Below are 25,490 nucleotides of genomic sequence, written 5' to 3'. Positions count from 1 at the left end.
GGGCGCTACTCGACCACCGAGGTGGGGGCGGACGTGGTCTCGACACGCGCCCTTCGGGCGCTACTCGACCAGCGAGGTCAGTCGGGCAGGATGCGGGCGCCGTGCACGGGGCCAGTCGCCCGCACCACGTTGAGTTGCGCCGCCGAGAGGGCGATCTGCAGTTCGAGCGCTGAGTCGAGATCGGCGGCGAGGAACGCCACGGTCGGGCCCGAACCGGAGACGATGCCGGCGAGGGCTCCGTTGCGCTCCCCCGTCTCGATCACCTTCGCGAGCGACGGCTCGAGGTGCAGGGCGGGGGCCTGCAGGTCGTTGTGCATCGCGGCGGCCAGCATCCGGGCATCCCCCGCGCGCAGCGCCTGCAACACGTCGGTGCCGACCGTCGGCGCCGGGCTCGCGGGAGCCACCTCGCCCGCGTGCCGGGCGCGGTGCCGGTCGAGCTCGCCGTACACGGCCGGCGTCGACAGACCGAAGTCGGCGATCGCGAGCACCCACTGGAACGTTCCCTGCGCGAGCGCCGGCGAGAGCTCGTCGCCCCGACCGGTGCCGATCGCCGTGCCGCCGGTGATCGCGAACGGAACGTCGGCGCCGAGTTGCCGGGCGAGGTCGAGCATCTCGTCGCGCGGTAGCTCCGTTCCCCACAGAGCGTCGCACGCCAGCAAGGTGGCCGCGGCATCCGCCGATCCGCCGCCCATCCCGCCGGTGACCGGAACGTGCTTCTCGATCTCGATGCGCGCTCCCCGGCGGTAGCCGGTGCGCTCGGCGAGCAGTTTCGCCGCCCTGATCGCGATGTTGCTGTCGTCGGTCGGCACGCGGCCGAACTCGACGCTGCCGCCGAGGTCCACCGTGAAGAACTCGGCTTCGCTGACGCGCACGTCTTCATAGAGTGACACCGCCTGGTAGGCGATCGCGACGTCGTGATACCCGTCGTCTTGCAGGGCGCCGACCTCGAGGTAGACGTTGATCTTGCCCGGGGCCCGCGCGTGAACCGATCGCGGGACATCGCGGGAGATCATTCCTCCACCCTAAGCTCGGGCGATCCTCAAAAAGTCCGCAACGGTGAGCTGCTCACCACGCAGCGTGGGGTCGACCCCGGCAGACTCCATGAGGGCGGATGCGGCGGCTGAGCCGCCGAGGGTTTCGGCGAGCGCCTGCCGCAGCATCTTGCGGCGCTGCCCGAAGGCGGCATCCACGAGGGTGAAGGTGCGCACGCGCTCCGCATCGGTGCCGGGACGCTCGGCACGCTCGAACGCGACGAGGATCGAGTCGACGTTCGGCACCGGCCAGAACACCTGACGGCTGACTGTGCCGGCGGCCGACCACCGCCCGTACCAGGCGGCCTTCACGCTCGGCGAGCCGTAGACCTTCGATCCCGCCGGCGCGGCGATGCGTTGCCCGACCTCGGCCTGCACCATGACGAGCGCCGTCTCGAGCGACGGCACCGTCTCGAGCAGATGCAACAGCACGGGCACCGACACGTTGTAGGGCAGGTTGGCGACGAGACGCCGCGGCGCGCCCGGGATGTCGACCCGCAACGCGTCGCCGGTGACGACTTCGAGCGGCGCCCCGGGGGCGAGAGCCTCCACGGTATGCGGCAACAACTCGGCGAGCCGGGTGTCGATCTCGACCGCCGTCACGCGCGCTCCAGCGTCGAGCAGACCGAGGGTGAGCGAGCCGAGACCCGGCCCCACTTCGAGCACCTCGTCGCCCGGCTCGACGCGCGCGGTCTTCACGATCTTGCGCACCGTGTTGCCGTCGACGACGAAGTTCTGTCCGAGCTTCTTCGTCGGCTGCAGGTCGAGGGTCGCGGCCAGATCCCTGATCTCCGCGGGACCGAGCAACGCCATCAGTCGGCCCACCGGCCGTAGACGGCTTCGGTGTTCGCCGAGAGCTGGGCGGCGAGCGTGCCCTCGTCGGTGCCGAGGTGCTCGGCCATGAAGCGCAGGGTGTGCGGCAGCAGGTAGGAGGAGTTGGGCCGGCCCCGCCACGGCGTCGGGGTCAGGTAGGGGGCATCCGTCTCGATGAGGATGTTCTCCCGCGGCGCCACCTCGAGGGCCTCGCGGAGTGCCCCGGCGTTCTTGAAGGTCACGGTGCCCGCGAACGAGAGGTACCAGCCGGCGTCGGTGACCTCGCGCGCGAACTCGGCGTCGCCCGAGAAGCAGTGGAACACGGTGCGTTCGGGCGCGCCGACGCGGCGCAGCACCCGCAGCACGTCGCGATGCGCGTCGCGGTCGTGGATCTGCAGCGCGAGGTCGTGCTGCTTCGCGATCGCGATGTGCGCCTCGAACGAGCGCACTTGCGCCTCGCGGCCCTCCTCTCCCGTGCGGAAGAAGTCGAGCCCGGTCTCGCCGATCGCGCGCACCCGCGGCAGGGCGGCGAGTTCGGCGATGCCCGCGAGGTGCTCGTCGAGCAGCCCCGCGGCGTCGAGGGCGGGGGCCTCGTTGGGATGCAGCGCGACCGCTGCGAGCACCCGTCGATCCTGCGCCGCGAGGTCGGAGCTCCAGCGCGAGGTCACCAGGTCGGTGCCGACCTGCACGACCCCGCGCACCCCCACGGCCGAGGCGCGGTCGAGCTGCTCCGTGTGGTGCAACGGGTTCTCACCGTCGGCGAACTCCAGGTGCGTGTGGTTGTCGTAGATCGGCACCTCGAGCGGTTCCGGCAGCGGCGGGTAGTCGGCGATCTTCTCGTCGGGATGCCGCATGCGCGACCGCAGGAACGGCTCGGTCACGAGCCGGCCGGCTCCACTTCGACGCGCGGGAACAACGGATCGAGCGCCGACACCGTGCCCCGACCCGGCCGATCCCAGGCCCGGTCGACCCGTTGGTCGATGAGCGCCCCCGACTCGCCGAGGGCTGCCCAGAGTTTCGCCGTCGCCTGCGGCATGACCGGCGAGTACAGCACCGCGAGGGTGCCGACGCCGTGCGCCAGCGTCGCCAGCACCTCGTCGAGTCGCCCAGCCTGGGCCTCATCCTTCGCCAATACCCACGGTGCCTGCTCGGTCACGTACCCGTTGAGGGCGTCGACGAGGGTGCCGATGGAGGCGATCGCCTCGTGGATCGCGAACGTTCCGATCGACGCGTGCGCGGCATCCGTCACGCTCTTCTCGAGGTCGGTGATCGCGGCATCGCGGGGCGCGTCGGGAACGACCCCGCCTCGGTACTTCTCGATCATCGCGATCACGCGGCTCGCCAGGTTGCCGAAACCGTTCGCGAGTTCGGCCTGGTAGCGCGCCGACAGGTCTTCCCACGAGAACGAGCCGTCCTGCCCGAACGTGATCGCCGAGAGGAAGTAGTAGCGGAACGCGTCGGAGCCGAAGACATCCGTGATCTGCGCCGGGGCGATGCCGGTGAGCTTCGACTTCGACATCTTTTCGCCACCGACGAGCAGCCAGCCGTGGCCGAACACCCCCCGAGGCACCGGCAGGCCGGCGGCCATGAGCATCGCCGGCCAGATGACGGCGTGGAAGCGGGCGATATCTTTGCCGACGAGGTGGTACGCCGGCCAGCGGCGGCGGAACTGCTCGGTGTCGGCGCCCCAGCCGACGGCGGTCGCGTAGTTGAGGAGGGCGTCGAACCAGACGTAGACGACGTGGGTCGGATCCCACGGCACCTTGACGCCCCAGTCGAAACTCGACCGCGAGATCGACAGGTCTTCCAGCCCCTGCTTGACGAACTGGATGATCTCGTTGCGCACGCTGTCGGGCTGCACGAAGTCGGGCTGCTGCTCGTAGAGGTCGAGCAACGCCTGGCCGAAGTCGCTCATGCGGAAGAAGTAGTTCTTCTCCTTGAGGATCTCGACCGGCCGCGAGTGGATCTTGCAGAGGTACTGCCCGGCGAACTCGCCGTCCTCGGGCTGGTCGAGGTCGTCGAGTTGCTTGTACTCCTCGCATCCGACGCAGTAGTAGCCCTCGTACACACCCTCGTAGATGTGGCCCTCGTCGTAGAGCTGCTGCAGGAACTTCTCGACGGCTGTCTCGTGCCGCTCGTCAGTCGTGCGGATGAAGTCGTCGTTGGCGACGTCGAGGGTGTCGAGCACCGGCAGCCAGGCCTCGGCGACCAGCTTGTCGGCCCACTCCTTCGGGCTCACCCCGTTCGCGGCCGCGGTGCGTTCGATCTTCTGTCCGTGCTCGTCGGTGCCCGTCAGCAGCCAGGTGTCGTCGCCCGCCTGCCGGTGCCAGCGCGCGAGCACATCCGCCGCGACCTCCGTGTACGCGTGTCCGATGTGCGGCACGTCGTTGACGTAGAAGATCGGGGTGGTGATGTAGAAACTGCCGGGCTGAGACACGTGTCTCAGCCTAGCTTTCGGCTTCGTCGTGTTACGGAGCGAGCGTCACCGGGCCGGCCGATGCGCTGCTGCCGCACGCATTGCCAGGATCGGCGACGGTCCAGTCCAGGGAGACGTCTTCGCGGAGCACCTCGGCACCCGCTTCGTCGTACCCCGCGACGGTGATGGACGCCGGTCGCTCGGGCGCGTCGAACTGCCAGTTCGGGCCCTCGCGGTACGGATCGTTGAGGCCGCCCTCGCAGCCTTCGAGGCATACGAGCTCGACGATCTCCGGGTCAGAGACGATGACCGTGACGGTGTTCAGGTAGCCGATCGCCGGGCACACCAGCGGAGCGCAGCCGCCGAAGATCGCGAGCGCGACCATCGCCAGGACTGAAACCGGAGCAATGTGACGCCTCATGCTCCGATTGTCACCCTTGGCACGCGAAAATTCCTCAACCGTGATCCGATTGTTCCCAATTCCCGGCGAGACGCCTCGTCATCGACGAGACGTACACCAACGGCCGCCGATCCGAGAGTTGGGACGCCGACTGGCTCGGGTGGCGGTCGCCAACTCTTCCGCCGGGCGTGCTCGGGCTGCACAGGAGGGCTACCGGTGCGTCGTAGGAAGAGTTAGGGCCGCCCGTTGGCGCGGATCGCGGCCTCGTACAGGTCGCGTGCGGTGAGGCCGGTGGCGGCAGCGACGTCGGCAGCGGCTTCCTTCATGCGGAGGCCGCCCGCCGCTAGGTCGAGCACTGTCGCGACCGCGGTGGCGAGATCGGTGGTCGTGGCGGCCGCGGGAGCGCCCTCGACGACGATGACGATCTCGCCGCGGGCCCCGTCGGCGAAGCGCTCGGCGAGTTCGGTCAGGGTGCCGCGGACGACCTCCTCGTACATCTTGGAGAGCTCGCGGCACACGGCGGCTCGGCGGTCGGGTCCGAAGGCAGTCGCGAGGTCGCCGAGCGCGTCGCCGATGCGGTGCGGCGACTCGAAGAAGATCAGGGTGCGCGTCTCGGCGGCGAGGGGACGCAGCGCCGCGACGCGGCCCTTGCGCGGCAGGAACCCTTCGAACGCGAACCGGTCGGTCGGCAGTCCCGACAGCGCGAGGGCGGTGAGCACCGCGCTCGGCCCCGGCAGCGCTGTGACCTGCACCCCGGCTTCGATCGCGGCGGCGACCAGCGCGTAGCCGGGGTCGCTCACGGTCGGCATGCCGGCATCCGACAGCACCAGCACATCCTCGGTGCGGGCGAGCTCGACCAGGTCGGCCGCACGCTCCCGTTCGTTGTGCTCGTGCAACGCGACGAGCTTCGGCCGGTTCTCGATGCCGAGGCCGCGCAGCAACTGCACGGTGACGCGGGTGTCTTCCGCGGCGACCGTGCCGACGCGTTCGAGCGTCTCGACGAGCCGCCGCGACGCGTCGCCGAGGTTGCCGATCGGCGTCGCCCCGAGAATGATCACGCCCCATTGTCGCGGGTGGGCTTTCCGTTTTCAGGAAGTTGTGGTGGAGATGTGGCCGAAGTCCACTCCTGAGACTGCACCTTCCACTCCCGTTGACATTCATCCCAGATCTTCCTGAAAACGGAAAGCCAACTGCGCACCTACGATCGTGGGCATGAGTGTCGCCGAGCTGCCGGGTTCGCGGCTCGACGACTGGTGGGCTCGGATGCAAGACACCGAGGCGAAGCGCCGGGCGTGGCGCTGGGGCGGCCCCGCGGTCGTCACGGCGGTCGCTGCGGCGACGCGGCTGATCGGGCTGGGGCATCCCGACAGCCTCGTGTTCGACGAGACCTATTACGTGAAGGATGCCTACACCCTTTCCCAGTTGGGCTACGAAGGCAGTTGGCCGGCCGACCCGAATCCGGCGTTCAACGCGGGCGAAGTGTCGGGTTTCCTGCCCGAGGCGTCGTTCGTCGCACACCCGCCACTGGGCAAGTGGATCATCGCGGGCGGGATGGCGGTGTTCGGCGCCGACGATCCCGTCGGCTGGCGCATCTCGGTGGCGATAGTCGGCATCCTTCTGGTGGTGCTCACGATGGGCGTCGCCCACCTGCTGTTCGCCCGCCCGCTGCTCACCGTCATCGCCGGCGGACTGCTCGCGATCGACGGCAACGCGATCGTGCTGAGCCGAGTCGCTCTGTTGGACACGATGCTGGCGTTCTTCGCGCTGCTCGGGGTGCTGCTGGTCTTCCTCGACCGCCGGTTCGCGAAGCGAAGACTCGCCGCCCACATCGAGGCCCACGGCACCACCGGATGGGGGCCGGTGCTGTTCTGGCGACCCTGGCTGCTCGCCGCCGCCGTCGCCTTCGGCCTCGCGACCGGGGTGAAGTGGAGCGGCGCCTACTTTCTCGCGATCTTCGGCGTCTACGTCGTCGTCGCAGAACTGCTGCTGCGGCGACAGGCGGGGATCGAGTTCTGGGCGACCGGCGGCATCCTCAAGCAGGCGCCGGTCACCTTCCTGCTGCTCGTGCCGCTCGCCGCCGCGACCTATCTCACGACCTGGATCGGCTGGTTCGTCACCGACGGCGGCTACCACCGGCGCTGGATCGAGGGCGGAGGTGAGGCCTGGACCGGGCCGCTCTCCTGGGTGCCGACGGCGTTCCAGAACTGGTGGCACTACGAAGCGGCGGTGTACAGCTACCACGTCGGCGAGACCAGCCCGCACGGCTACCAGTCGAACCCGCTCACCTGGTTGTTCCTCGTGAGGCCGACGAGCATGTACTACCAGGGGCTCTCGAACGGCAACGTCGAGACGATCCTCGACATCCCGAACCCGCTCATCTGGTGGGCCGCGACCGCCGCTACCTTCTACCTCGTCGTGCGGGTCGTTCTGCGGCTGCGGCGACGGGAGTCGGTCGTGACCGAAGCGCTCATCCTCACCGGCCTGGCGGCCGGCTACCTGCCGTGGCTGCTGTACCTGCACCGCACGGTGTTCAGCTTCTACACGATCGCCTTCGAGCCGTACCTGATCCTGGCGCTCACCGCCGCCATCGGGATGCTGTTGGGCACAGCCAGGGATCCCGAACCCCGGCGCGTGGTCGGCATCCGCAGCGTCGGCATCTTCCTCGGGTTCTGCGTCGCATTGAGTCTGTTCTTCCTGCCCGTCTGGACCGCGCTGTCGATTCCCGACTGGTTCTTCCGCATCCACCTGTGGCTGCCGACCTGGTTGTGAAAATCCTGTAGCACGCCGGAATGTGACGTGTCCTAGACTCCGAGCGGGGGGTAACCAAGCTCGAGACAGGACCCCCATGACCCGCCGACGCACCGCCGCCGGTCTTGCCGCCTTGACGGCCCTCACCGGCACCCTCATCTTCGCCGGCGCAATCGCGGCGAACGCCGACGGTGGCCTCGAGTTCGATCCCTCCCTTGACGGCGCTGACGTGACCTGGACGCCGTCGGGTTTCCAGTTCTTCGGCACCACGACGACGGGCGGAGACCCCGAAGTCACCGTCTACGACGACGACGGCGAGACGCAACTGTGCACCGCGACCGTGGTGGCGAACGCCTGGTCGTGCACGACCGCGAACCCCTTGCCGGTCGGCTCCCACTCCTACACCGCGCTGCAGAGCATTCCCGCTCTGCCGCCGGCCCTGGACGTCGTTGCCCTCGACGTCGTCCCGGCGCCGCCGAACTACGACCAGCCCAACCCGTACCAGGTCCCGCAAGATTCGCTCGCCCTCTTCTCCGGGGCGACGACCGCGCCGGACGCCGTCATCGACGTCGCGATCGACGGCGTCGTTCCGACGTGTAGCACCCCCAACATCCCCTCCCCTGGCCCGTGGTCGTGTTCGATCGATCTTGCCGGGGTCGCTCCCGGCGCGTACACGATGCGGGTGCGCCAGACGGTGGGCATGACCTGGGGCGAGGGGTCGGGTCCGCTGATCATCGACCCCGCCGCACCGTTCGCGGTCGGCCAGCCGCTGCCCGAATCCCAGTACGAATGGGAGGCCGCCAACACCTTCGACGTCGTAGGAACGGTTCCCGATGGATCGGAAGCCGTCGACATCGAGATCAGTGGCGAGGCCTTCTGCACGGCGATCATCAGCGGCACCACCTGGGCCTGCGACAACCAGTTCTATCCGGACCCCGGCGCGCACGTGCTCTCGGCGCAGCGCGGCGTCGACGAACCGATCCTCGTGAACTTCTCGGTGCTGCTCCCCCGCCCGGGTGTCGCGGAGTCCCCCGACAGCTACCCGCAGGGCACCGCGGTGATTCCGTTCACCGGACAGACCATGTACGACGGCGCGTCCACCCGCGTGGAGCTCTACGAGGGTCAAGGCGAGGGCAGAAGCGACACGCCGACGTCGGTGACCGACTGCGACAACGTGGGCCCCGATTGGCTGTGCGAGGTCGACGGCGGAGCGCTCGGCAGTGGCGGATACACGGCGATCTTCACCCACTTCATCCCGTCCAACCCCGATGTGGGCTCGTACGCGAGCTGGGCCGAGTTCTCGATCATCGGGGAAGGGGGCGGCGGCACCGACCCCACCCTGACGTGCGTATTCGCGCCGGGGTCGTTCGACGTCACCGAAGACCAGGGCTTCTCGCTCAGCCTCTACACGCTCGAGGCCTTCGCCGGCGAGTACCTGCTCGCGCCTCCCGCGACCTGTGGAACGAACATCGGCAACCAGTTCCCACCCGGCACGACGTTCGCAGACACGGTCTACGCGGGTGACTGGGCTGAGCTGCCTCCGGGCCTGTACGAGCTCTACGTCACCGGCGGCGAGGGCGAGGGCGAAGGCGAAGGCGTCTACGACTTCCTCTTCACGATCCCCGAAACGCCGAGCATCACGTCGGTGACGAGCGATGCCACGACGATCACGCTTTCCGGCACCGCGACCCCGGCCAACGACCTGCGTGTCGACAACGCCGGAGGTGCGCAGTTGTGCCTCACCTCTCCCGATGGCGAGGGCCTGTGGCAGTGCACCTTCCCGAAGTCGACAGCGTCGGTTGCCCGCGCGACCGACATCGATGCCGAGTCGCGCGGGATGTCGGCGTACAGCGGGGATGTGACCATCCCCGTGCAGGGAACGGCGTCATCGTCGACGATCCAGTGCACGTTCACTCCCGGCGGTCTGGTGGCGACGACGACTGACCCGAACGTGATGCTCACCTACTCGCCGGTCGTCCCCAACGACGGCGGCGCGATCGAGACCTTCGGATCGTGCAGCGGTCGCAGCGGGGTGCAGCCCTCGTCGGTGCCGGGCTATGGCCCGATCACGAGCTGCTCGCCCACGTGCGACCTCGCTGACCTGGCACCCGGCCTGCACAGCCTGTGGTTCATGCGCAGCGACATTGACGAAAGCGGGGGAATCGGCACCGACACCCCCGGGTACGAGCCGTACCAGTTCTTCTTCCGCGTGCCCGAAACGCCGACGGCGGTGGCGGCGAGCGCGGGCAACTCGATCGCGATGTCCGGCGCCGCCACCCCCGGCGACACCGTGAGGATCGTCGGCGGATCCGGCGCGACGCTGTGCCAGACGACCGCCACAGGAGCCGGCACCTGGGGGTGCGGCTTCGCCGCATCCACCGAGACGAGCGCCCGGGCGATCAGCATCGACCCGCAATCGGGCGGTCTCTCGGCGTACTCGGCGAGCCGCAGCATCCCCGTGTTCCTGGCCCCGCCGCCCGCTGACCCCGACGAGCCAGCTCCGCCCGCACCCAGCCTCCCCACCCTCGTGCAGTGGTTGCTGAACTTCGACGGCGACCTGATGAACCTGCGCCCCGGCGACACCTTCTCGGTGACGATCGAAGGGATGCCGCAGGGCTGGGTGATCGAGGTGGTCATGCACTCGACGCCGCGGAGTCTGGGCACTGCGATCGCGACCGGCGCACCGCAGACGCTGGAGTTCGCGGTGCCGGACGACGTCGAGGTGGGCCCACATCGCATCGAGGTCGTCGCCACGAGTCCGCTCGGGGTGACCTACACCCAAGACTTCGACGCCATGGTGGTCGAGATCAAGCCCGTCGACAAGGCGCTGGAGGTCGACGCCGACGAGACGAGCTCGACCGGCGGCGCGGGTGGCTCCGGCGGCTTGAGCGGAGCCGTCGACCGCGGTGACCCGGCCGCGCCGAGTGCCCTCACCGACTCCATCGCCCCCCTCTGGCGGATCATCGACAACCCGGTGACGATCGCGATCGCCGGAGGGCTCGCGCTCGCTCTGCTCTTCCTCGTGGCGCTGCCGACCGAGCTGCTCAACTCCTCGCTGTCGTCGAACACCTCCCGCCTCGGCCGCGTCTACGGCACGTTCGACCGGGCGATGACGCGCGCCCAGGACTGGCTCATCCGATTCACCCGGTCGCGCGCCATCACCGCAGGGTTGCTCGTGGTGCTGGTCGCGATCATCTACGGGTTCGTCGACCCGGGCTTCGGGTTCGACATCGTGTCGTTGCGCCTCGTCCTGTCGCTCGCGATCGCACTCTTCGTGCTCAGTTTCGTCGCGTCGTGGATCTCGGGAATCATCATCCGCCGCGCATGGGGCGCGATCGGCGTCGTCGCGATGCAGCCGACGATCATCCTGTTCGCCGTGATCGGCGTCATCGTCGCCCGCATCCTGGAGTTCTCCCCCGGCTTCCTGGTCGGCGTCGCGATCGGGCTCGAGTTGTTGCAGGCGAGCAAGCAGGTCACCGCGCGCGCAGTGTTCGTGCAGATCGGCGTCGTGACCGGCCTCGCGCTGGCCGCCTGGATCGTCTACTCGGTATTCACCCCCGGCAACGACTTCGTCGGGATGCTCGTCGACGACACGATGGTCGCCATCACCGCCGAGGGTCTGACGGGTGCGCTGATCGCCGTATTCCCCCTCAAGTTCCTCGACGGTCGCGAACTGTGGGAGGTCTCGAAACGCCTCTGGGCGGGAGCGTTCCTGCTGGTGGCCGTCGCCTTCGCGCTGCTCGTGCTGCCGACGGCCGTCGAAGGCACCGACGTCGCCGACTACGGGGTGTGGCTCATCGTCTTCGCGGTGTTCGGGGCCGTCTCGCTCGCGGTGTGGGTGATCTTCGTGCGAGCCGACAAGCGGGCAGCTAGCGACCGCGAAAGGGTCGACGCGTAGCCTCTGAAAAGGTGAGAGAAGTCTCACCTCCTGGAAACATTCACCACACCTGGTTGCGCCAAGATGTGGTCACCCCCGTTTCACCCGCGGAGCGCCTCTGCTTACCCGGATGCGCCCGCGTCCCCCGGCATTGCCAACCCGCATTGGATCCGACGTGCCAGAAATCAGAGTCTTCGCGCGACCCTTCATGGGTGCCCTCGCGCTCCTCCTCGTGGTGGCGGCCGCCACCCTCCTCGCGACCACCTCGAGCGCTCGTGCGGCCGTCTCGATCGCCGTGTCTCCGGGTTTGGTGCATCCCGACAGCGCCGTCACGATCTCCGGTTCTAAAGACCCCGCGGGCGAGGTGGCTGTCGCCCTCCGTCCGCCCGGGGCGACGTGGATCTCCCTCTCCTGCTCCGGCACCGGCGTCGGCTCCGCCGCGTGGTCGTGCGCGGCCCCCAGCGGGGAGCGCGCCTACGGCAATCACCAGATCCTGGTGACGGAGACCATCGACGGCGTCGCGTCGAGCACCACCGCGAAGTTCGAGGTCGTTCCGCACGCGGTGAGCGGCGTCGTGGCGCCGCCGCCTCCGAATCCCACCCCGTCGGTGACGCCGACGCCGACGCCGACGGTCACGCCGACGCCGACGCCGAGCGTCACGGCAACTCCCAGCCCGACGTCGTCCGCCAAGCCGACCCCGCCAGCGTCGAACGTGTCGCCGGCCCCCGACGCCGACCGCGACGAGGAGCTCGAAACCTTTGCCCTGCCGGATGCGACGCCCGCGCCGACTGCGACGCCCGTCTCGGTGAGCGGGCCCGTCGCCGCACCCGTCGCCGAAGAGCCGGAGGCGCCGACGGATCAGCGACCGGTGTCGTTCCTCGGCGGCGACCCGGCCGCGCCGAGCCCCCTCAGCGAGGCCGTGACGACCTTGCAGGACATCTTCCGTAACCCGCTGACGGTCGCGATGGCGGCGGGCATCGGCGGCCTGATCCTGCTGCTCGTCGCGATCCCCGCCAACATCCTGGATGCCACGATCGAGGCCAACTGGGACCGCATCCGCGCCCCGTTCACCCGACTGGTGCGGTTCGGCGACCGGGTGCGCGCCCTCACCGCGAAGCTGCCCAAGATCCCGATCCCAGCGGCGCCACTGGTGATCATCCTGTCCACCGTCGCCTTCGGCTTCTCGAGCCCCGACTTCGGGGTCGACGCGACGTCGCTGCGCATGACCCTGTCGCTCGCGCTCGGCCTCATCCTCGTAGTGCTCGTTCCCGCCGTGATCACTCGGATCGCCATGGGTCGGCGGTGGCACGTGCCCGCGCAGATCGTCGCGCGCCCCGGCGCCTTCGTGCTCGCGCTCCTCGGAGTCGTCGCGTCGCGCACCATCGGCTTCAGCCCCGGCATCCTCGTCGGTCTGGTGCTCGGACTCGAGCTGGCTCGCAGTGCGCGCGCCGAAGACCGCAACCGCGCCACCACGATCCGGCTCGCGTCGACACTCGGAATCGCACTCGCCGCTTGGGTCGGATACTCGGTCTTGTCGGGGCTCTTCGCCAGCGCGGCGCCCGACGTTCTCGGGCAGCTCACGCTCGAAACCCTCGGAGCCGCCGCCTCAGAGGGACTCGCGGGTGTCATGGTCGCGATCCTGCCGGTGACCTTCCTCGAGGGTCGCGAACTGTTCGACGATGCCAAGCGCCGGTGGGTCGCCCTCGCCCTGCCGACGGCGTTCACGTTCGCGCTCATCGTGCTGCCGTCGGTGACGACGTCGGAGGGCCCGCGGCAGCCGATCGCACTGTGGATCGGCGTGCTCGTGGTGTTCAGCCTCCTGGTCGCCGCGGTCTGGCTCACGTTCCGCATCATCAATCGCCGCGAGGAGCGCGCCGCGAGTGACGCGGAACGTAGTACAGAGCAACAGGTGGAGCCAACCGGATAATCTGGCGGGATGTCAGATTTACCCGACGACACGTCGCACGCCGACCGCAATTACGGCTTCAAGACCCGCGCCATCCACGCCGGCAACATCCCCGACGCGGTGAGCGGCGCCCGCGCGCTGCCGATCTACCAGTCGAGCGCGTTCGTCTTCGACGACACCGCGGATGCCGCCGCCCGCTTCGCGCTGCAGAAGTACGGCAACATCTACAGCCGGCTGGCGAACCCGACCGTCGCGTCCTTCGAGGAGCGCATCGCAAGCCTCGAGGGCGGCCTCGGCGCGGTCGCGACGGCATCCGGCCTGGGAGCCGAGTTCATCACCTTCGCCTCGCTCGCCGGCGCCGGTGATCACATCGTGTCGGCCGCGTCGCTGTACGGCGGCTCGGTCACGCAGCTCGACGTCACGCTGCGTCGTTTCGGCGTCGACACGACCTTCGTCGCCGGCACCAACCCCGAGGACTACGCCGCGGCGATCACCGACACGACGAAGCTGATCTTCACCGAGTCGGTCACCAACCCGTCGGGCGACATCGCCGACCTCGAGGGCCTCGCCGACGTCGCGCACGCGCATCACCTGCCGCTCATCGTCGACTCGACGGTCGCGACCCCCTACCTCAACCGCCCGATCGAGTGGGGGGCGGATGTCGTCATCCACTCGGCCACGAAGTTCCTGGGCGGTCACGGCACGACCCTCGGCGGCGTCGTCGTGGAGTCGGGCCGCTTCCACTGGGCGAACGAGCGCTTCCCGCTGTTCGACACCGAGGTGGCCCACTACGGCGGCCTGAACTGGCACGGCAACTTCGGCGAGTACGCCTTCCTGACCCGGCTGCGCGCCGAGCAGTTGCGCGACATCGGCCCGGCCCTCGCGCCGCACTCAGCGTGGCTGCTCGCGCTCGGCGTCGAGACTCTGCCGTACCGGATGCAGGCTCACGTCGACAACGCCCGCACGGTCGCCGAATGGCTGGATGCCGACCCGCGCATCGACTTCGTCAACTGGGCGGGGCTGCCACAGCATCCGCATTTCGACCGCGCCAAGAAGTACCTGCCGAAGGGGCCGGGCTCGGTGTTCTCGTTCGGCGTCAAGGGGGGCCGAGCCGCCGGCCAGACCTTCATCGAGAGCGTCAACCTCGCCTCGCACCTGGCGAACATCGGCGACGCGAAGACCCTCGTCATCCACCCCGGCTCGACGACGCACGCCCAGCTCTCGGAGCAGCAGCTGGTGGATGCCGGAGTGCAGCCGGGTCTGGTGCGCATCAGCGTCGGCATCGAGGATGTCGAAGACATCATCGCCGACCTCGACCAAGCGCTCGCCGCGGCCGTGAAGGGATAATCGGGATATGAGCACCGCAACGGCAGACGTCGACCTCGAGACCGTTCACCTGACGAACGGGCTCACGTGCGAGATCCCGGCGTCCTCGCCGCTCGCGAAGCTGCTGAAGAGCAAGCGCACCTGGGTCGGACCGTCGGCGCAGGACCGGCTGAAGATCCTGCAGAAGGCCAAGACCGTCGCGATCGTCGGCGCCTCGCCCAACCCAGCGCGCTCGTCGTACTTCGTCGCCACCTACCTCAAGCAGTCCAGCGACTACGAGCTGTACTTCGTCAACCCGAACGCCGACGAGATCCTCGGCCAGAAGGTCTACAAGTCGCTCGCCGACCTGCCGGTCGTACCCGACATCGTCGACGTGTTCCGCAAGGGCAGCGACATCCCTTCGGTCATTGACGACGTCGTCGCGATCGGCGCGAAGACCATCTGGGTGCAGCTCGGCATCTGGAACGAGGAGGCGGCGTACTACGGCGAGTCGAAGGGGCTCACCGTCGTCATGGACCGCTGCATCAAGGTCGAGCACGCCCGCTTCCACGGCGGCCTACACCTGCTCGGCTTCGACACCGGCCAGATCACCTCCCGCAAGACCCTGCGCTGACGCACCTGTCTATCGGCTGACCCCGCGTCCATCCGCGACTTTTCGCGCGGATCGACGCTCCGGCGCGACGAAAAGTCGCGGATGACGGAGTGTGACAGGTCATCGTGCCCACCGAGGGATGCGCAGCTACCGTCAAACACATGGCCACCACACTCCCGTCTCCGCTCGTCTCCACCCAGTGGCTCGCCGACCACTTGGGTGCCGACGACCTCGTCGTCGTGGATGCGTCGGTCGTCTCGTTTACGCAGCCGAACGGCAAACCGGGCAGACTCAGCGGTCACGAGCAGTACATCGTCGACGGCCATATCCCGGGGGCGCTGTTCGCCGACCTGATCGACGAGTTCTCCGACCCCGACGGCCGATTCCCGTACACGCGACCCGACTCGGCCCGATTCGCGGTGGCCGCGGGCGCCCTCGGAATCGGCCCGGAGACGACGGTCGTGGTCTACGACACCGGGTTCGGCCAGTTCGCGTCCCGTCTGTGGTGGCTGTTCCGCGCGTTCGGCCACGACAGCGCAGCCGTCCTCGACGGCGGGCTGACCGCGTGGATCGCCGACGATCGGCCCACGGAGCGCGGGCACGTGGAGCCGTCGCCGGCGACTTTCGTCGCGATCGAGCGGCCGGATGCCTGGGTGGACAAGGCCTTCGTCGAGCGTGTCGTCCGCGGCGAGGAGCACGCCTCGCTGGTCTGCGCGCTCTCCGCGAAAGAGATCGACGGCAGAGGTCGGCCCGGCCACATCCCGGGTTCCAGCGCCGTGGCACTGACACGACTCGTCGACCGCCAGGCGCGAACCACCCTCGCGGAAGACCAGCTTCGGGACGCACTCGCCCCCGCGCTCGGCGCACCTCGCGTCGTGGTGTACTGCAGCGGCGGCATCGCGGCGGCCACGGCGGCGCTGCAGCTCGTGCGGCTCGGCGAGACCCACGTCGCCATCTACGACGGGTCGCTCAACGAGTGGGCGGCTGACCCGGACGCGCCCCTGGTGACGACGGGAAGCGGCGCGCTGGTTTAGCGGGTCTCGACACGCGCGTCGTTTCGCTGTGCGCTACTCGACCAGCGATGTCGTCTCAGCTGATCTCGTTGAGGAGGCCGTTGTCGATGACCGGTGAATCGATGCCCTCGCCGGTGCTCACGACGTTCTCGTTGCCGTTGACGACGACGGTGCCGATGGTCGTGTCGACGACGACGGTGTTCTGTTCGCCGCGGATCGTCAGGTCGTCGATGCTGATCGCCGAAATGTCGGCACGCTGACCCTGCAGGTCGACCTTGCCGAGCATCTCGCCCACGATGTCGACGCCGTCACCGCGGATGACGAGGCTCGCGATCGAGGAGACCGTGAGGTCGATGCCGCCGCCCTCGAGCGTGACGGTGCCGCACTCTCCCAGCACGTAGTTGCCGGGACGGTCGATGAGCACGTCGTCGCAGTCGAACTGTTCGACCGGCTCGGCCGGGCTCGATTCGGTGGGTTGCGGGGTGGCCTCTGTCGCTGTCGGAGAGGGGGCAGCGGTGCCGTCGTCGCTGAGGAAGTCGCTCGTGCAGCCGGCGAGCAGCAGGCTCGCGACCGCAATGCCCACCAGTGCGACAGGAGTCCCAAGCACACGCATCATGAAGCGAGCCTATCCGCGAGCGCGGCCGCGTCGGTGAGCGGCAGGTCGCAGACGAAGTGTTCGCAGAGGTACGCGGTGTCGAGGCCCTCACGGCTCGTCCGCGCATCGAAGAGCCCGAAGCCCTCCGCCGCGAAGGTTGCCGCCTGCTCGTCGGTGACGATCGCGAGCACGCGGGTCGGCCCGCCCCAGCCTCGCGCCACGTCGGCGAGCGCCGTGTCTCCGGGCCCGACAACGACGAGCTGGGCGACCGCACGACCCAGGCGCACCGCGACGCTGAGCGCACCACCGAACGACAGCGGCTGCGCGGATGCCGACGCGAGCGCGGGCGCGATCGCCCGTTCCGCGATCCGCCGATGGGCGTCGTCGCCGCTGAGCGCCGCGAGCAGCAGGGCCGCATCGGCGAGCAGCGCGCGCCCCGACGGTGTCGCCCCGTCGGAGATCTCCGGGGGCAGAGCGAGGCCGCGCGCCGCCAGTACCGGGTCTGCCCCCGACGGTGCCGCGATGTGGTCGCCATCCACGCACGACTCGATCAGGTCTCGAGCCACCGTGGCGTAGCGCGGTTCCCCGGCGGCGAGGGCCAGTCGCGCGAGCCCCCCGGCGAACCCGCCGTAGTCCTCGAGAGTCGCCACCGCATCCGACACCCGGCCGTCGAGCGATGCCCGGCGCAGCGGCGCAACGGACCCGTGCACGGCCAGCACGGCATCCGCGACCTCGCGCGCCGCGGCGATCCACTCGCGGTTCCCGAACCGTACCCCGGCGTCGGCCAGCGCGCCGATCGCCAGCCCGTTGAGCCCGGTCAGCACCTTGGCGTCGAGCGGGGGCGGCGGCTGGGTGCTGCGGGCCGCGGCGTCGAGTGCGTAGTAGCCGCCCTCGTCGCGCACCCCGTCGATCTCGCTCTCGCTGTCCTGCCCCGACGCGAAGCCGCCCGGCAACCGCAGCACGCCGAGCAGGAACTCCGCGATGCCGGTTGCCGTCGCTTCGTCGCCCACCGCGGCGTAGCACGCCAACAACTGGGCGTTGTCGGTCAGCATCCGTTCGTAGTGCGGCTCGCTCCAGTCGCGATGCACGGCATACCGGAAGAAGCCGCCCTCGACCGCGTCGCGCAGCGGGGATGCCGCCATGCGTGCCAGCGTGCGTTCCGCGAGCGCTCGGGCCGGCTCACCGCCATGCTCGAGCAGAAAGGCGAGCGCTGGCGTCGTCGGAAACTTGGGCGCTGTACCGAATCCGCCGAACTCCCGGTCTTCCGCCGCCAGGAGGCCGCCGACGGCGTCGTCGAGGGCGGCGGGTGGCAGGCCGTCGAGCTCGGTGACGGGGCGGTCGGCGGTCAGCGCCGCGACCAGGGCGGTCGCCGTCTGCTCGACGTCGTCGCGGCGCTGCGTCCACGCGTCGGTGATCGCGTCGAGCACCTCACGAAAGGCCGGCATACCCTGCACGGGTCGCGGCGGAAAGTAGGTGCCGGCGTAGAAGGCCGCGCCCGCCGGGGTGGTGAACACCGTGAGCGGCCAGCCGAGCGACGGGGTGAACGCGCTCGCCGCCGCGAGATAGGCGGCATCCACATCGGGATGCTCCTCGCGATCGACCTTGATGGCGACGAATCCGGCCGCCAGCTGGGCCGCCACCTCGGGGTCGGAGAAGCTCTCGCGCGCCATCACGTGACACCAGTGGCAGGTCGCGTAGCCGATCGAGATGAGCACCGGCACATCGCGCCGCGCGGCCTCGGCGAAGGCCTCCTCGCTCCACGGCCACCAGTCGACCGGGTTGCCGGCGTGCGAGCGCAGGTACGGGCTCGTCGAGTCGGCGAGCCTGCTGCCGGTCATCGCTCTAGAACGTCGCCGTCTCGGGGTTCGATCCCACACGGTTGCCCGCGTCGAGCGCGTCGATCGCCGCCAGCTCATCCGCGGTCAACTCGAAGCCGAAGACGTCGAAGTTCTCCCGCATCCGCTCGGCCGAGTTCGACTTCGGGAACACGATGATGCCGCTCTGCAGGTGCCAGCGGATGACCACCTGGGCCGGGGTCACCCCATGCGCCGCAGCGATCCGGGTGATCGCGGGCATCCCGAGCAGGTCGTACTTGCCCTGCCCCAGCGGACCCCACGACTCGATCGCGATGCCGTGTTCAGCGCCGAACGCGCGCAGTTCGCGCTGCTGGAATGTCGGGTGCAGTTCGAGTTGGTCGACCGCGGGAACGGTCGACGACCCGGCGATGATCGTGTCGAGGTGCGGAATGTGGAAGTTCGAGACGCCGATGCTCGTCGCCTTGCCGTCATCCCGGATCTGCTCCATCGCCAACCACGTCTCGAGGTATCGGTCGAGATCCGGGCGCGGCCAGTGGATCAGGTAGAGGTTGACGCTGTCGAGCCCGAGCTTGTCGAGACTGAGGTCGATCGCGTCGAACGCCGACTGGGTGCCCTGATCGGAGTTCCACAGCTTCGTGGTGATGAACAGCTCTTCGCGCGGAACGCCCGATGCCGCGATCGCGCGACCCACGCCGACCTCATTGCCGTAGACCGCCGCGGTGTCGATGTGCCGGTAGCCGGCTGCGAGGGCGTCGGAGACGATGCGCTCGGTCTCGTCGGGATCGACCTTGAATACTCCGAATCCGAGCTGAGGGATGTCGTGGCCGTCATTGAGTTTCAGGGTGGGGATCGTCGTAGTCATCCCTCCCATCCTGCCACCGACGCCTCAGCGCGGGCTGGGTCCGGTCGCCGCGGGACGGTCGGGATGTTGCGACCACTGGCTCCACGAGCCCGGGTACAGAGCCGGCTCGAAGCCCGCGAGCGTGAGGGCGAGCACCTGGTGGGCCGCCACCACGCCGGAGCCGCAGTAGGTCGCCACCGGAGCCCCGGGGTCGGCACCCAGCCCGAGGAACCGCGCCCGCAGCTGCTCGGCCGGCAGGAAGCGCCCGTCGGCGTCGAGATTCGCGGCGGATGGCGCACTCACCGCTCCGGGGATGTGGCCCGCCCGGGGATCGACGGGCTCCTGTTCGCCGCGGTACCGTTCGGCGGCCCGCGCGTCGAAGAGGGTGCCGAGGTCGGGGAAACGGGCGGCGTCGTCGATGCCGATCACGGGCATGACGCCGCGTCGCAGCCGCACGTCGCCCGGGCGCGGCACGACCTCGCCCGTCTCGAGCGGGTAGCCCTCCGCGCGCCACGCCCCGAGCCCGCCGTCGAGAACGCGCACGTCGTCGAGCCCGCCGTCGCGCAGCATCCACCAGGCTCGAGCGGCCGACATGCTGCCGAGGTCGTCGTAGACGACGACAGTGCGATCGTTGCGCAGGCCCCACCGTCGAGCGGCGGTCTGCAGAACACCGGCCGGGGGCAACGGATGCCGACCCTCGGTGGCGGGGCGGGAGTGGTCGGCGAGCTCGGTGTCGAGGTCGACGTAGACGGCGCCCGGGATGTGGCCGGCGAGGTAGTCAGGGCGCCCATCCGGCTGGTCGAGCCGCCACCGCACGTCGAGGATGCTGACGGCACCGAGCACCCCGTTGAGGTCGTGGGCGGTGATCAGGTGTGGCGTCGCGGTCATGGTGTTCCAGGGTAGGCGTCCCGCCCAGGGTTGACACCGCGGGATCTTGCGGCTAACGTACAACCAAATGGTTGTAGATATTGAGTTGAGCGACGCCGAGGTCGACCGCATCTTCCACGCCCTCGCCGATGCGACGCGGCGAGACATCGTGCGGCGCACCCTTGTCGGCGAGGCATCCGTCAGCGAACTCGCGGGTGCATACGCGATGTCGTTCGCCGCCGTACAGAAGCACGTCGCCGTTCTAGAAGGAGCCGGACTGGTGACGAAGGAGGCCCGCGGCCGCGAGCGCATCGTGCGCGCCGACGCGACCACCATCGCTCGCGCCCGCACCCTGCTCGACGGCTACGCCGAACTCTGGCGCGGGCGCATCGACCGGCTCGACGCCGTTCTCGCCGACGACGACTGACCCACCGCGACTGACCACCACTACCGAGAAGAAGGATGAAGTCATGCCCGTGACCAACGTCACCACCGACCCCGAGGCCCTGACTCTGACCGTCGAAGCCGAATTCCCCGTGTCGGCCAGCCGGCTCTGGAACGCCTTCGCTGACCCGCGTCGCCTCGAGCGCTTTTGGGGCCCACCCGGATACCCGGCGACGTTCGGCGAGTACGACCTCCGGCCCGGCGGCTCGGCGCGATACCGGATGACCGGCCCCGACGGCGAGAACCACCACGCCGCGTGGACGTTCACCACGGTCGACGCCCCGCACTCGATCGAGGTCGTCGACAGCTTCACCGATGCCGACGGGAAGATCGACGCTGGCATGCCGACCAACCGCACGACGATGAGCTTCGAGGAGACCGACGGCGGATCGCGACTCAAGGTCGTCTCTCGCTTCGACAGCACCGCCGATCTCGAGAAGCTCGTCGCGATGGGCATGGTCGAAGGGTTCCGCGAAGCGCTGTCGCAGCTCGACGTCGTGCTCGCCGACCTGCGCGACTACGCGCTCGGCAAGGGCACGCAGGTCGAGGTGCTCGACGACCAGCACGTGCGCATCACGCGGGCGTTCGAGGCGCCGCTGCACCTCATCTGGCGGGCCCACACCGAGCCGGAGCTGATGAAGCGCTGGCTGCTCGGCCCCGACGGCTGGAAGCTGACCGTCTGCGAGGTCGACAACAGGCCGGGCGGTGCCTACCGCTACTTCTGGGAGCCCATCGATGGCGGCGAAGGCTTCGGTTTCGACGGCGAAACCCTCGTGTTCGAGCCGGAACGCCGCATCGTCACCACCGAGCGGATGACCGGCGCCGACTTCCCGGCGACGACGAACGACCTGTCCTTCGCCGAAGAGGACGGCGTGACGCTGCTGACCCTCTACATCACGTACGCCGACGCTGTTCAGCGCGACGCCATCCTCGCCACCGGCATGACCGACGGCATGGAGGCCAGCTACGCCCGACTGGAGCAAGAACTCGTCACCACGGGCTGATCACCGGCGGCGGGAGCCATAAGCTGAACGGCTCATGTCTCCCGCCGCCCTTGCGATCACCTACCCGCCCGAGCTGCCCGTCAGCCAGGTGCGGGACGAGATCGCGCACGTCATCGCGGCGAACCAGGTGGTGATCGTCGCGGGCGAGACCGGCTCGGGCAAGACCACCCAGTTGCCCAAGATCTGCCTCGAGCTCGGGCGCGAAAAGATCGGCCACACCCAGCCGCGGCGCATCGCCGCCCGGTCGGTGGCCGAGCGCATCGCATCCGAACTCGGAGTCGAGCTCGGCGGCATCGTCGGCTATCAGGTGCGCTTCGACGACCGGTCGGCCCGCGACACCCGCGTGAAGCTGATGACCGACGGGGTGCTGCTCGCCGAGCTGCAGCGCGACCGCGACCTCAGGCGCTACGACACGATCATCATCGACGAGGCCCACGAGCGGTCGCTGACGATCGACTTCCTGCTCGGCTACCTCGCCCAGCTCCTCCCCCTCCGCCCCGACCTCAAGGTGATCGTCACCTCCGCGACGATCGACCCCGAGTCGTTCGCCCGCCACTTCGCCGCCGCCGACGGCACCCCCGCCCCGATCGTCGAGGTGAGCGGCCGCACCTACCCCGTCGAGATCCGCTACCGCCCGCTCGTGTCCGAACGCATGGACGACGAAGAGGGCGAGCCGGTCGAAGATCTCGACTACCTCCAGGGCATCGCGGCCGCCCTCGACGAACTGGCGCGGGAGCCCGAGGGCGACGTGCTCGTGTTCCTGTCGGGTGAGGCCGAGATCCGCGACGCTCAGGATGCGTTGAGCAGCCGCCCGCACACCGAGGTCGTGCCGCTCTACGGCCGCCTCAGCAGCGCCGAGCAGCACCGCGTGTTCGACACCAAGCGCGCCCCCGGCATCCGTCGTCGCGTCGTGCTGGCCACCAACGTCGCCGAGACGAGCCTCACGGTGCCGGGCATCAAGTACGTGGTGGATGCCGGCACCGCCCGCATCTCGCGGTACAGCCCGCGCTCCAAGGTGCAGCGGCTGCCGATCGAGGCGATCAGCCAGGCCTCCGCGAACCAGCGCTCGGGGCGCGCGGGCCGCACGAGCGACGGCATCGCGATCCGGCTGTACGCCGAAGACGACTACGCGAAGCGGCCCGAGTACACCGACCCCGAGATCCTGCGCACCGACCTCGCCGCCGTCATCCTGCAGATGATGGCGCTCGGTCTCGGCGACATCCTCGCCTTCCCGTTCCTGCAGCCGCCCGACAAGCGCGGCGTGCGCGACGGTCTCGACCTGCTCGCCGAACTCGGTGCGACCGACGGCGGGCGGCTGTCGAAGACCGGGCGGATGCTGACGCAGCTGCCGGTGGATGTGCGGTTCGCGCGGATGCTGGTCGAGGCGAAGCAGCACGGGGTGGTGCGCGAGGTGGCGGCGATCGTCGCGGGGCTGAGCATCCAGGACCCGCGCGAGCGCCCCCTCGAGAAGCGCGCGCAGGCCGACCAGCAGCACGCCCGCTTCGTGGATCCGACGAGTGACTTCGTGACGCTGCTCAACCTCTGGAACCATCTGGAGAAGGAGCAGAAGGAGCGGTCGAGCAGCGCGTTCCGGCGCATGTGCAAGGCCGAGTACCTCAACTACCTGCGGGTGCGGGAGTGGCACGACCTGTATCGCCAGATCGTGCGGGCCGCGAAGCCGCTCGGGCTGACGCCCGGCGACCCGTCGACAGACGCCGACAGCATCCATCGCTCGATGCTCGCCGGCCTCCTCAGCCGCCTCGGGATGCGCGATCGCCGATCTCCTGGGGAGAAGGGGCAGCGCGACTACCTCGGGGCTCGGGGGCAGCGGTTCCAGATCTTCCCCGGGTCGGCGCTCGCGAAGAAGAACCCCGAGTTCGTGATGGCCGCGGAACTTGTCGAGACCAGCCGGCTGTTCGCCCGCACTGTCGCGGCGATCGATCCCGCCTGGGCTGAGAAGCTCGCGGGCGACCTCGCGAAGCGGTCGTACTCCGAGCCGCACTGGGCGAAGAAGCAGGGATCTGCCGTTGCGTTCGAGCGGGTGACGCTGTTCGGGCTGCCGATCGTCGCGCGTCGCACGGTGCAGCTCGGCCGCATCGATCCGGTCGAGGCGCGCGAACTGTTCCTGCGGCACGCGTTGATCGAGGGCGACTGGCCGTTCGTGATCCGCGGCAACGGGCTCTACGACTTCGACCGCGCCAACCGGGCGCTGCGGGCCGAGCTCGCGGAAGTCGAGGAGCGCACCCGCCGCCGCGACATCCTGGTCGACGACGAAGCGGTGATCGAGTTCTACGACGCCCGCATCCCGCGTGAGATCACCGATGTGCGCGCGTTCGAGCGCTGGTGGAAGGATGCCCGCGTCAGCGATCCCGCGCTGTTGACGATGACCCGCGCCGATCTCCTCGACGAAGACGACGACGCACTCGATCCCGCCGCCTTCCCCGACCACCTCGGCGACTTCACGTTGCGCTACCGCTTCGAGCCGGGCCACCCCGAGGACGGCGTCACCGTCGAGCTGCCCGTGGAACGCCTCGCCACCGTCGACGGCGCCCCGTTCGAGTGGCTCGTGCCGGGCCTTCGCGAAGAGCTGGTCACCGCGCTGCTGAAGGCGCTGCCGAAGGCGATCCGCAAGAACGTTGTTCCGGCCGCCGACTGGGCGCGGCGTCTGCTCCCCACCCTGAATCCCGACGAGCCGCTGTTGCCCGCGCTCTCCGCCGCAATCCGCGCCGCCACGCACACGGTGCTCGATCCCGCTGCTTTCGAGCTCGACCGGGTGCCGGCGAACCTGCGGATGACGTATGCGGCGGTCGATCGCAGCGGCAAGCGCCTCGGTACCTCGAAGTCGTTGAGCGACCTGCGCGACCGCTTCGCCGAGAAGACCCGCGCGACGGTCGCCGCCGTGACCGCGCGGGCCACTCCGGGCCGCGAACTCGAACGCGCCGGTCTCACGGTTTGGGATGTCGGCACCCTCCCCGAAATCGTGGAGGCCGGAGGCGTGCGCGGCTACCCGGCTCTGATCGACCAGGGCGCGAGCGTCGCGGTGAAGGTGTTCGCCACGGACGACGACGCGAAGGTGGCCCACTCGCGCGGCGTGCTGCGGCTTCTCGCCCTCACCGTGCCGAGCCCCGTCAGCTACGTGCGCGATCACCTGACGGCGGCCGAGAAGCTCGCCCTCGCCGCGAGCCCCTACCCCTCGACAGCCGCGCTGTGGGACGACGCACTGCTCGCCACCCTCGCCGCCGCGGTCGATAACCGCTCGCCACGCGACCAGGCCGCCTTCGACGCCCTGCGCGCCGAGGTCTCGGCAGGACTCGTCGACGCCCTGTTCGACACCGTGGCGCTGATCGCGAAGGTGCTCACCGCGGCGCGCGAGGTCGATCGGGCGATCTCGGCGGCATCCTCTCTCGCCTTCATCGGGCCACTCAGCGACACCCGCGGCCAGCTCGCCGCGCTCGTGCATCCCGGGTTCGCCGGTCTCGCCGGTCTCGCGCGCCTGCGCCGCATGCCGGTGTATCTCGCCGGACTGCTGCACCGCATCGCCCGGCTCGCCGACAACCCCGGCCGCGACCGCGCGTGGCAGACCGAGGTCGAGCAGGCGACGACGCTCTACCTCGACGCCGGCGGTTCCCTGCCGCTCACACCCGACACCCCAGCCCGGCTCGCCGAGGTGCGCTGGATGCTCGAAGAGTTGCGGCTCTCGCTCTTCGCGCAGCACCTCGGGGCCGCCGGCCCGGTGTCGGTGCAACGCATCCGCAAGGCGCTCGCCTGACGACGGATGGAGTCTGAGGCGTAGGACGCGA

Annotated in this window: 19 protein-coding genes; 9 read left to right on the top strand and 10 right to left on the bottom strand. The window is 69.5% G+C overall.

The genetic code is table 11. The features are described from left to right. Positions 1 to 77: 77 nt before the first annotated feature. The 6 genes from WBL06_RS10900 to rsmI form a co-directional block, all read right to left on the bottom strand. Positions 78 to 1,013: a 4-(cytidine 5'-diphospho)-2-C-methyl-D-erythritol kinase gene (locus tag WBL06_RS10900; protein WP_424456027.1), complete on the bottom strand. Its 936-nt coding sequence runs from the start codon at positions 1,011 to 1,013 to the stop codon at positions 78 to 80. Positions 1,014 to 1,022: 9 nt separating this feature from the next. Further along, positions 1,023 to 1,844 (bottom strand): 16S rRNA (adenine(1518)-N(6)/adenine(1519)-N(6))-dimethyltransferase RsmA, encoded by an 822-nt coding sequence (rsmA, locus tag WBL06_RS10895; protein ID WP_424456026.1) that lies wholly within the window; start codon positions 1,842 to 1,844, stop codon positions 1,023 to 1,025. After that, the gene (locus tag WBL06_RS10890) at positions 1,844 to 2,725 is read right to left on the bottom strand and encodes a TatD family hydrolase (RefSeq protein WP_424456025.1); all 882 of its coding nucleotides are present in this window, start codon (positions 2,723 to 2,725) and stop codon (positions 1,844 to 1,846) included. The genes rsmA and WBL06_RS10890 overlap by 1 nt, the downstream gene beginning before the upstream one ends. Continuing rightward, complete coding sequence (metG, locus tag WBL06_RS10885; RefSeq protein WP_424456024.1) at positions 2,722 to 4,281, bottom strand: methionine--tRNA ligase; 1,560 nt, start codon at positions 4,279 to 4,281, stop codon at positions 2,722 to 2,724. The genes WBL06_RS10890 and metG overlap by 4 nt, the downstream gene beginning before the upstream one ends. Positions 4,282 to 4,312: 31 nt before the next feature. Continuing rightward, entirely contained in the window at positions 4,313 to 4,645 is a 333-nt protein-coding gene (locus WBL06_RS10880; protein ID WP_424456023.1) for a hypothetical protein, read from the bottom strand. Positions 4,646 to 4,893: 248 nt separating this feature from the next. Next, positions 4,894 to 5,718 carry a 16S rRNA (cytidine(1402)-2'-O)-methyltransferase gene (gene rsmI, locus WBL06_RS10875; protein ID WP_424456022.1) on the bottom strand — a complete coding sequence of 275 codons (825 nt, stop codon included), beginning with the start codon at positions 5,716 to 5,718 and terminating at the stop codon, positions 4,894 to 4,896. A 154-nt stretch (positions 5,719 to 5,872) separates the two neighbouring features. Between rsmI and WBL06_RS10870 the strand changes: the two genes are divergently transcribed. From WBL06_RS10870 to WBL06_RS10845, 6 genes are all read left to right on the top strand, one after another. Continuing rightward, on the top strand, positions 5,873 to 7,429 hold the full coding sequence (locus tag WBL06_RS10870) for a dolichyl-phosphate-mannose--protein mannosyltransferase (protein WP_424456021.1): 1,557 nt from the start codon (positions 5,873 to 5,875) through the stop codon (positions 7,427 to 7,429). A 76-nt stretch (positions 7,430 to 7,505) separates the two neighbouring features. Further along, positions 7,506 to 11,306 carry a hypothetical protein gene (locus WBL06_RS10865; RefSeq protein ID WP_424456020.1) on the top strand — a complete coding sequence of 1,267 codons (3,801 nt, stop codon included), beginning with the start codon at positions 7,506 to 7,508 and terminating at the stop codon, positions 11,304 to 11,306. A 154-nt stretch (positions 11,307 to 11,460) separates the two neighbouring features. Then, positions 11,461 to 13,212 carry a hypothetical protein gene (locus tag WBL06_RS10860; protein WP_424456019.1) on the top strand — a complete coding sequence of 584 codons (1,752 nt, stop codon included), beginning with the start codon at positions 11,461 to 11,463 and terminating at the stop codon, positions 13,210 to 13,212. A gap of 9 nt (positions 13,213 to 13,221) precedes the next feature. Continuing rightward, a complete protein-coding gene (locus WBL06_RS10855) occupies positions 13,222 to 14,538 on the top strand; it encodes an O-acetylhomoserine aminocarboxypropyltransferase/cysteine synthase family protein (RefSeq protein WP_424456018.1) in 1,317 nt (438 codons plus the stop codon). 7 nt (positions 14,539 to 14,545) lie between these two features. Further along, positions 14,546 to 15,130 carry a CoA-binding protein gene (locus tag WBL06_RS10850; RefSeq protein WP_424456017.1) on the top strand — a complete coding sequence of 195 codons (585 nt, stop codon included), beginning with the start codon at positions 14,546 to 14,548 and terminating at the stop codon, positions 15,128 to 15,130. A 140-nt stretch (positions 15,131 to 15,270) separates the two neighbouring features. Then, the gene (locus WBL06_RS10845; RefSeq protein WP_424456016.1) at positions 15,271 to 16,143 is read left to right on the top strand and encodes a sulfurtransferase; all 873 of its coding nucleotides are present in this window, start codon (positions 15,271 to 15,273) and stop codon (positions 16,141 to 16,143) included. Positions 16,144 to 16,198: 55 nt separating this feature from the next. Here the strand turns inward: WBL06_RS10845 and WBL06_RS10840 are convergent, their stop codons facing one another. Genes WBL06_RS10840 through WBL06_RS10825 form a run of 4 tightly spaced genes read right to left on the bottom strand, consistent with a single transcriptional unit; the run spans position 16,199 to position 20,263 of the window. Then, the gene (locus WBL06_RS10840) at positions 16,199 to 16,738 is read right to left on the bottom strand and encodes a hypothetical protein (protein ID WP_424456015.1); all 540 of its coding nucleotides are present in this window, start codon (positions 16,736 to 16,738) and stop codon (positions 16,199 to 16,201) included. Continuing rightward, positions 16,735 to 18,555, bottom strand: a complete 1,821-nt coding sequence (locus WBL06_RS10835; protein WP_424456014.1) for a thioredoxin domain-containing protein — start codon at positions 18,553 to 18,555, stop codon at positions 16,735 to 16,737. The genes WBL06_RS10840 and WBL06_RS10835 overlap by 4 nt, the downstream gene beginning before the upstream one ends. Before the next feature lie 4 nt (positions 18,556 to 18,559). After that, positions 18,560 to 19,396: an aldo/keto reductase gene (locus tag WBL06_RS10830; protein WP_424456013.1), complete on the bottom strand. Its 837-nt coding sequence runs from the start codon at positions 19,394 to 19,396 to the stop codon at positions 18,560 to 18,562. Between the two features lie 24 nt (positions 19,397 to 19,420). Next, a complete protein-coding gene (locus tag WBL06_RS10825) occupies positions 19,421 to 20,263 on the bottom strand; it encodes a sulfurtransferase (protein ID WP_424456012.1) in 843 nt (280 codons plus the stop codon). 67 nt (positions 20,264 to 20,330) lie between these two features. On the opposite strand from WBL06_RS10825, the gene WBL06_RS10820 reads away from it, so the two are divergent. Genes WBL06_RS10820 through hrpA form a run of 3 tightly spaced genes read left to right on the top strand, consistent with a single transcriptional unit; the run spans position 20,331 to position 25,459 of the window. Then, complete coding sequence (locus WBL06_RS10820) at positions 20,331 to 20,669, top strand: ArsR/SmtB family transcription factor (protein WP_424456011.1); 339 nt, start codon at positions 20,331 to 20,333, stop codon at positions 20,667 to 20,669. 43 nt (positions 20,670 to 20,712) lie between these two features. Beyond that, positions 20,713 to 21,690, top strand: coding sequence for an SRPBCC family protein (locus WBL06_RS10815; protein WP_424456010.1), 978 nt, complete (start codon positions 20,713 to 20,715; stop codon positions 21,688 to 21,690). Positions 21,691 to 21,724: 34 nt separating this feature from the next. Next, entirely contained in the window at positions 21,725 to 25,459 is a 3,735-nt protein-coding gene (gene hrpA, locus WBL06_RS10810; protein WP_424456009.1) for an ATP-dependent RNA helicase HrpA, read from the top strand. Positions 25,460 to 25,490 lie beyond the last annotated feature (31 nt).

Origin of the sequence: Pseudolysinimonas sp. (genome assembly GCF_049651805.1) — a bacterium.
Lineage (GTDB): Bacteria > Actinomycetota > Actinomycetes > Actinomycetales > Microbacteriaceae > Pseudolysinimonas_A.
This window is presented reverse-complemented; position numbering and strand designations above follow the sequence as displayed.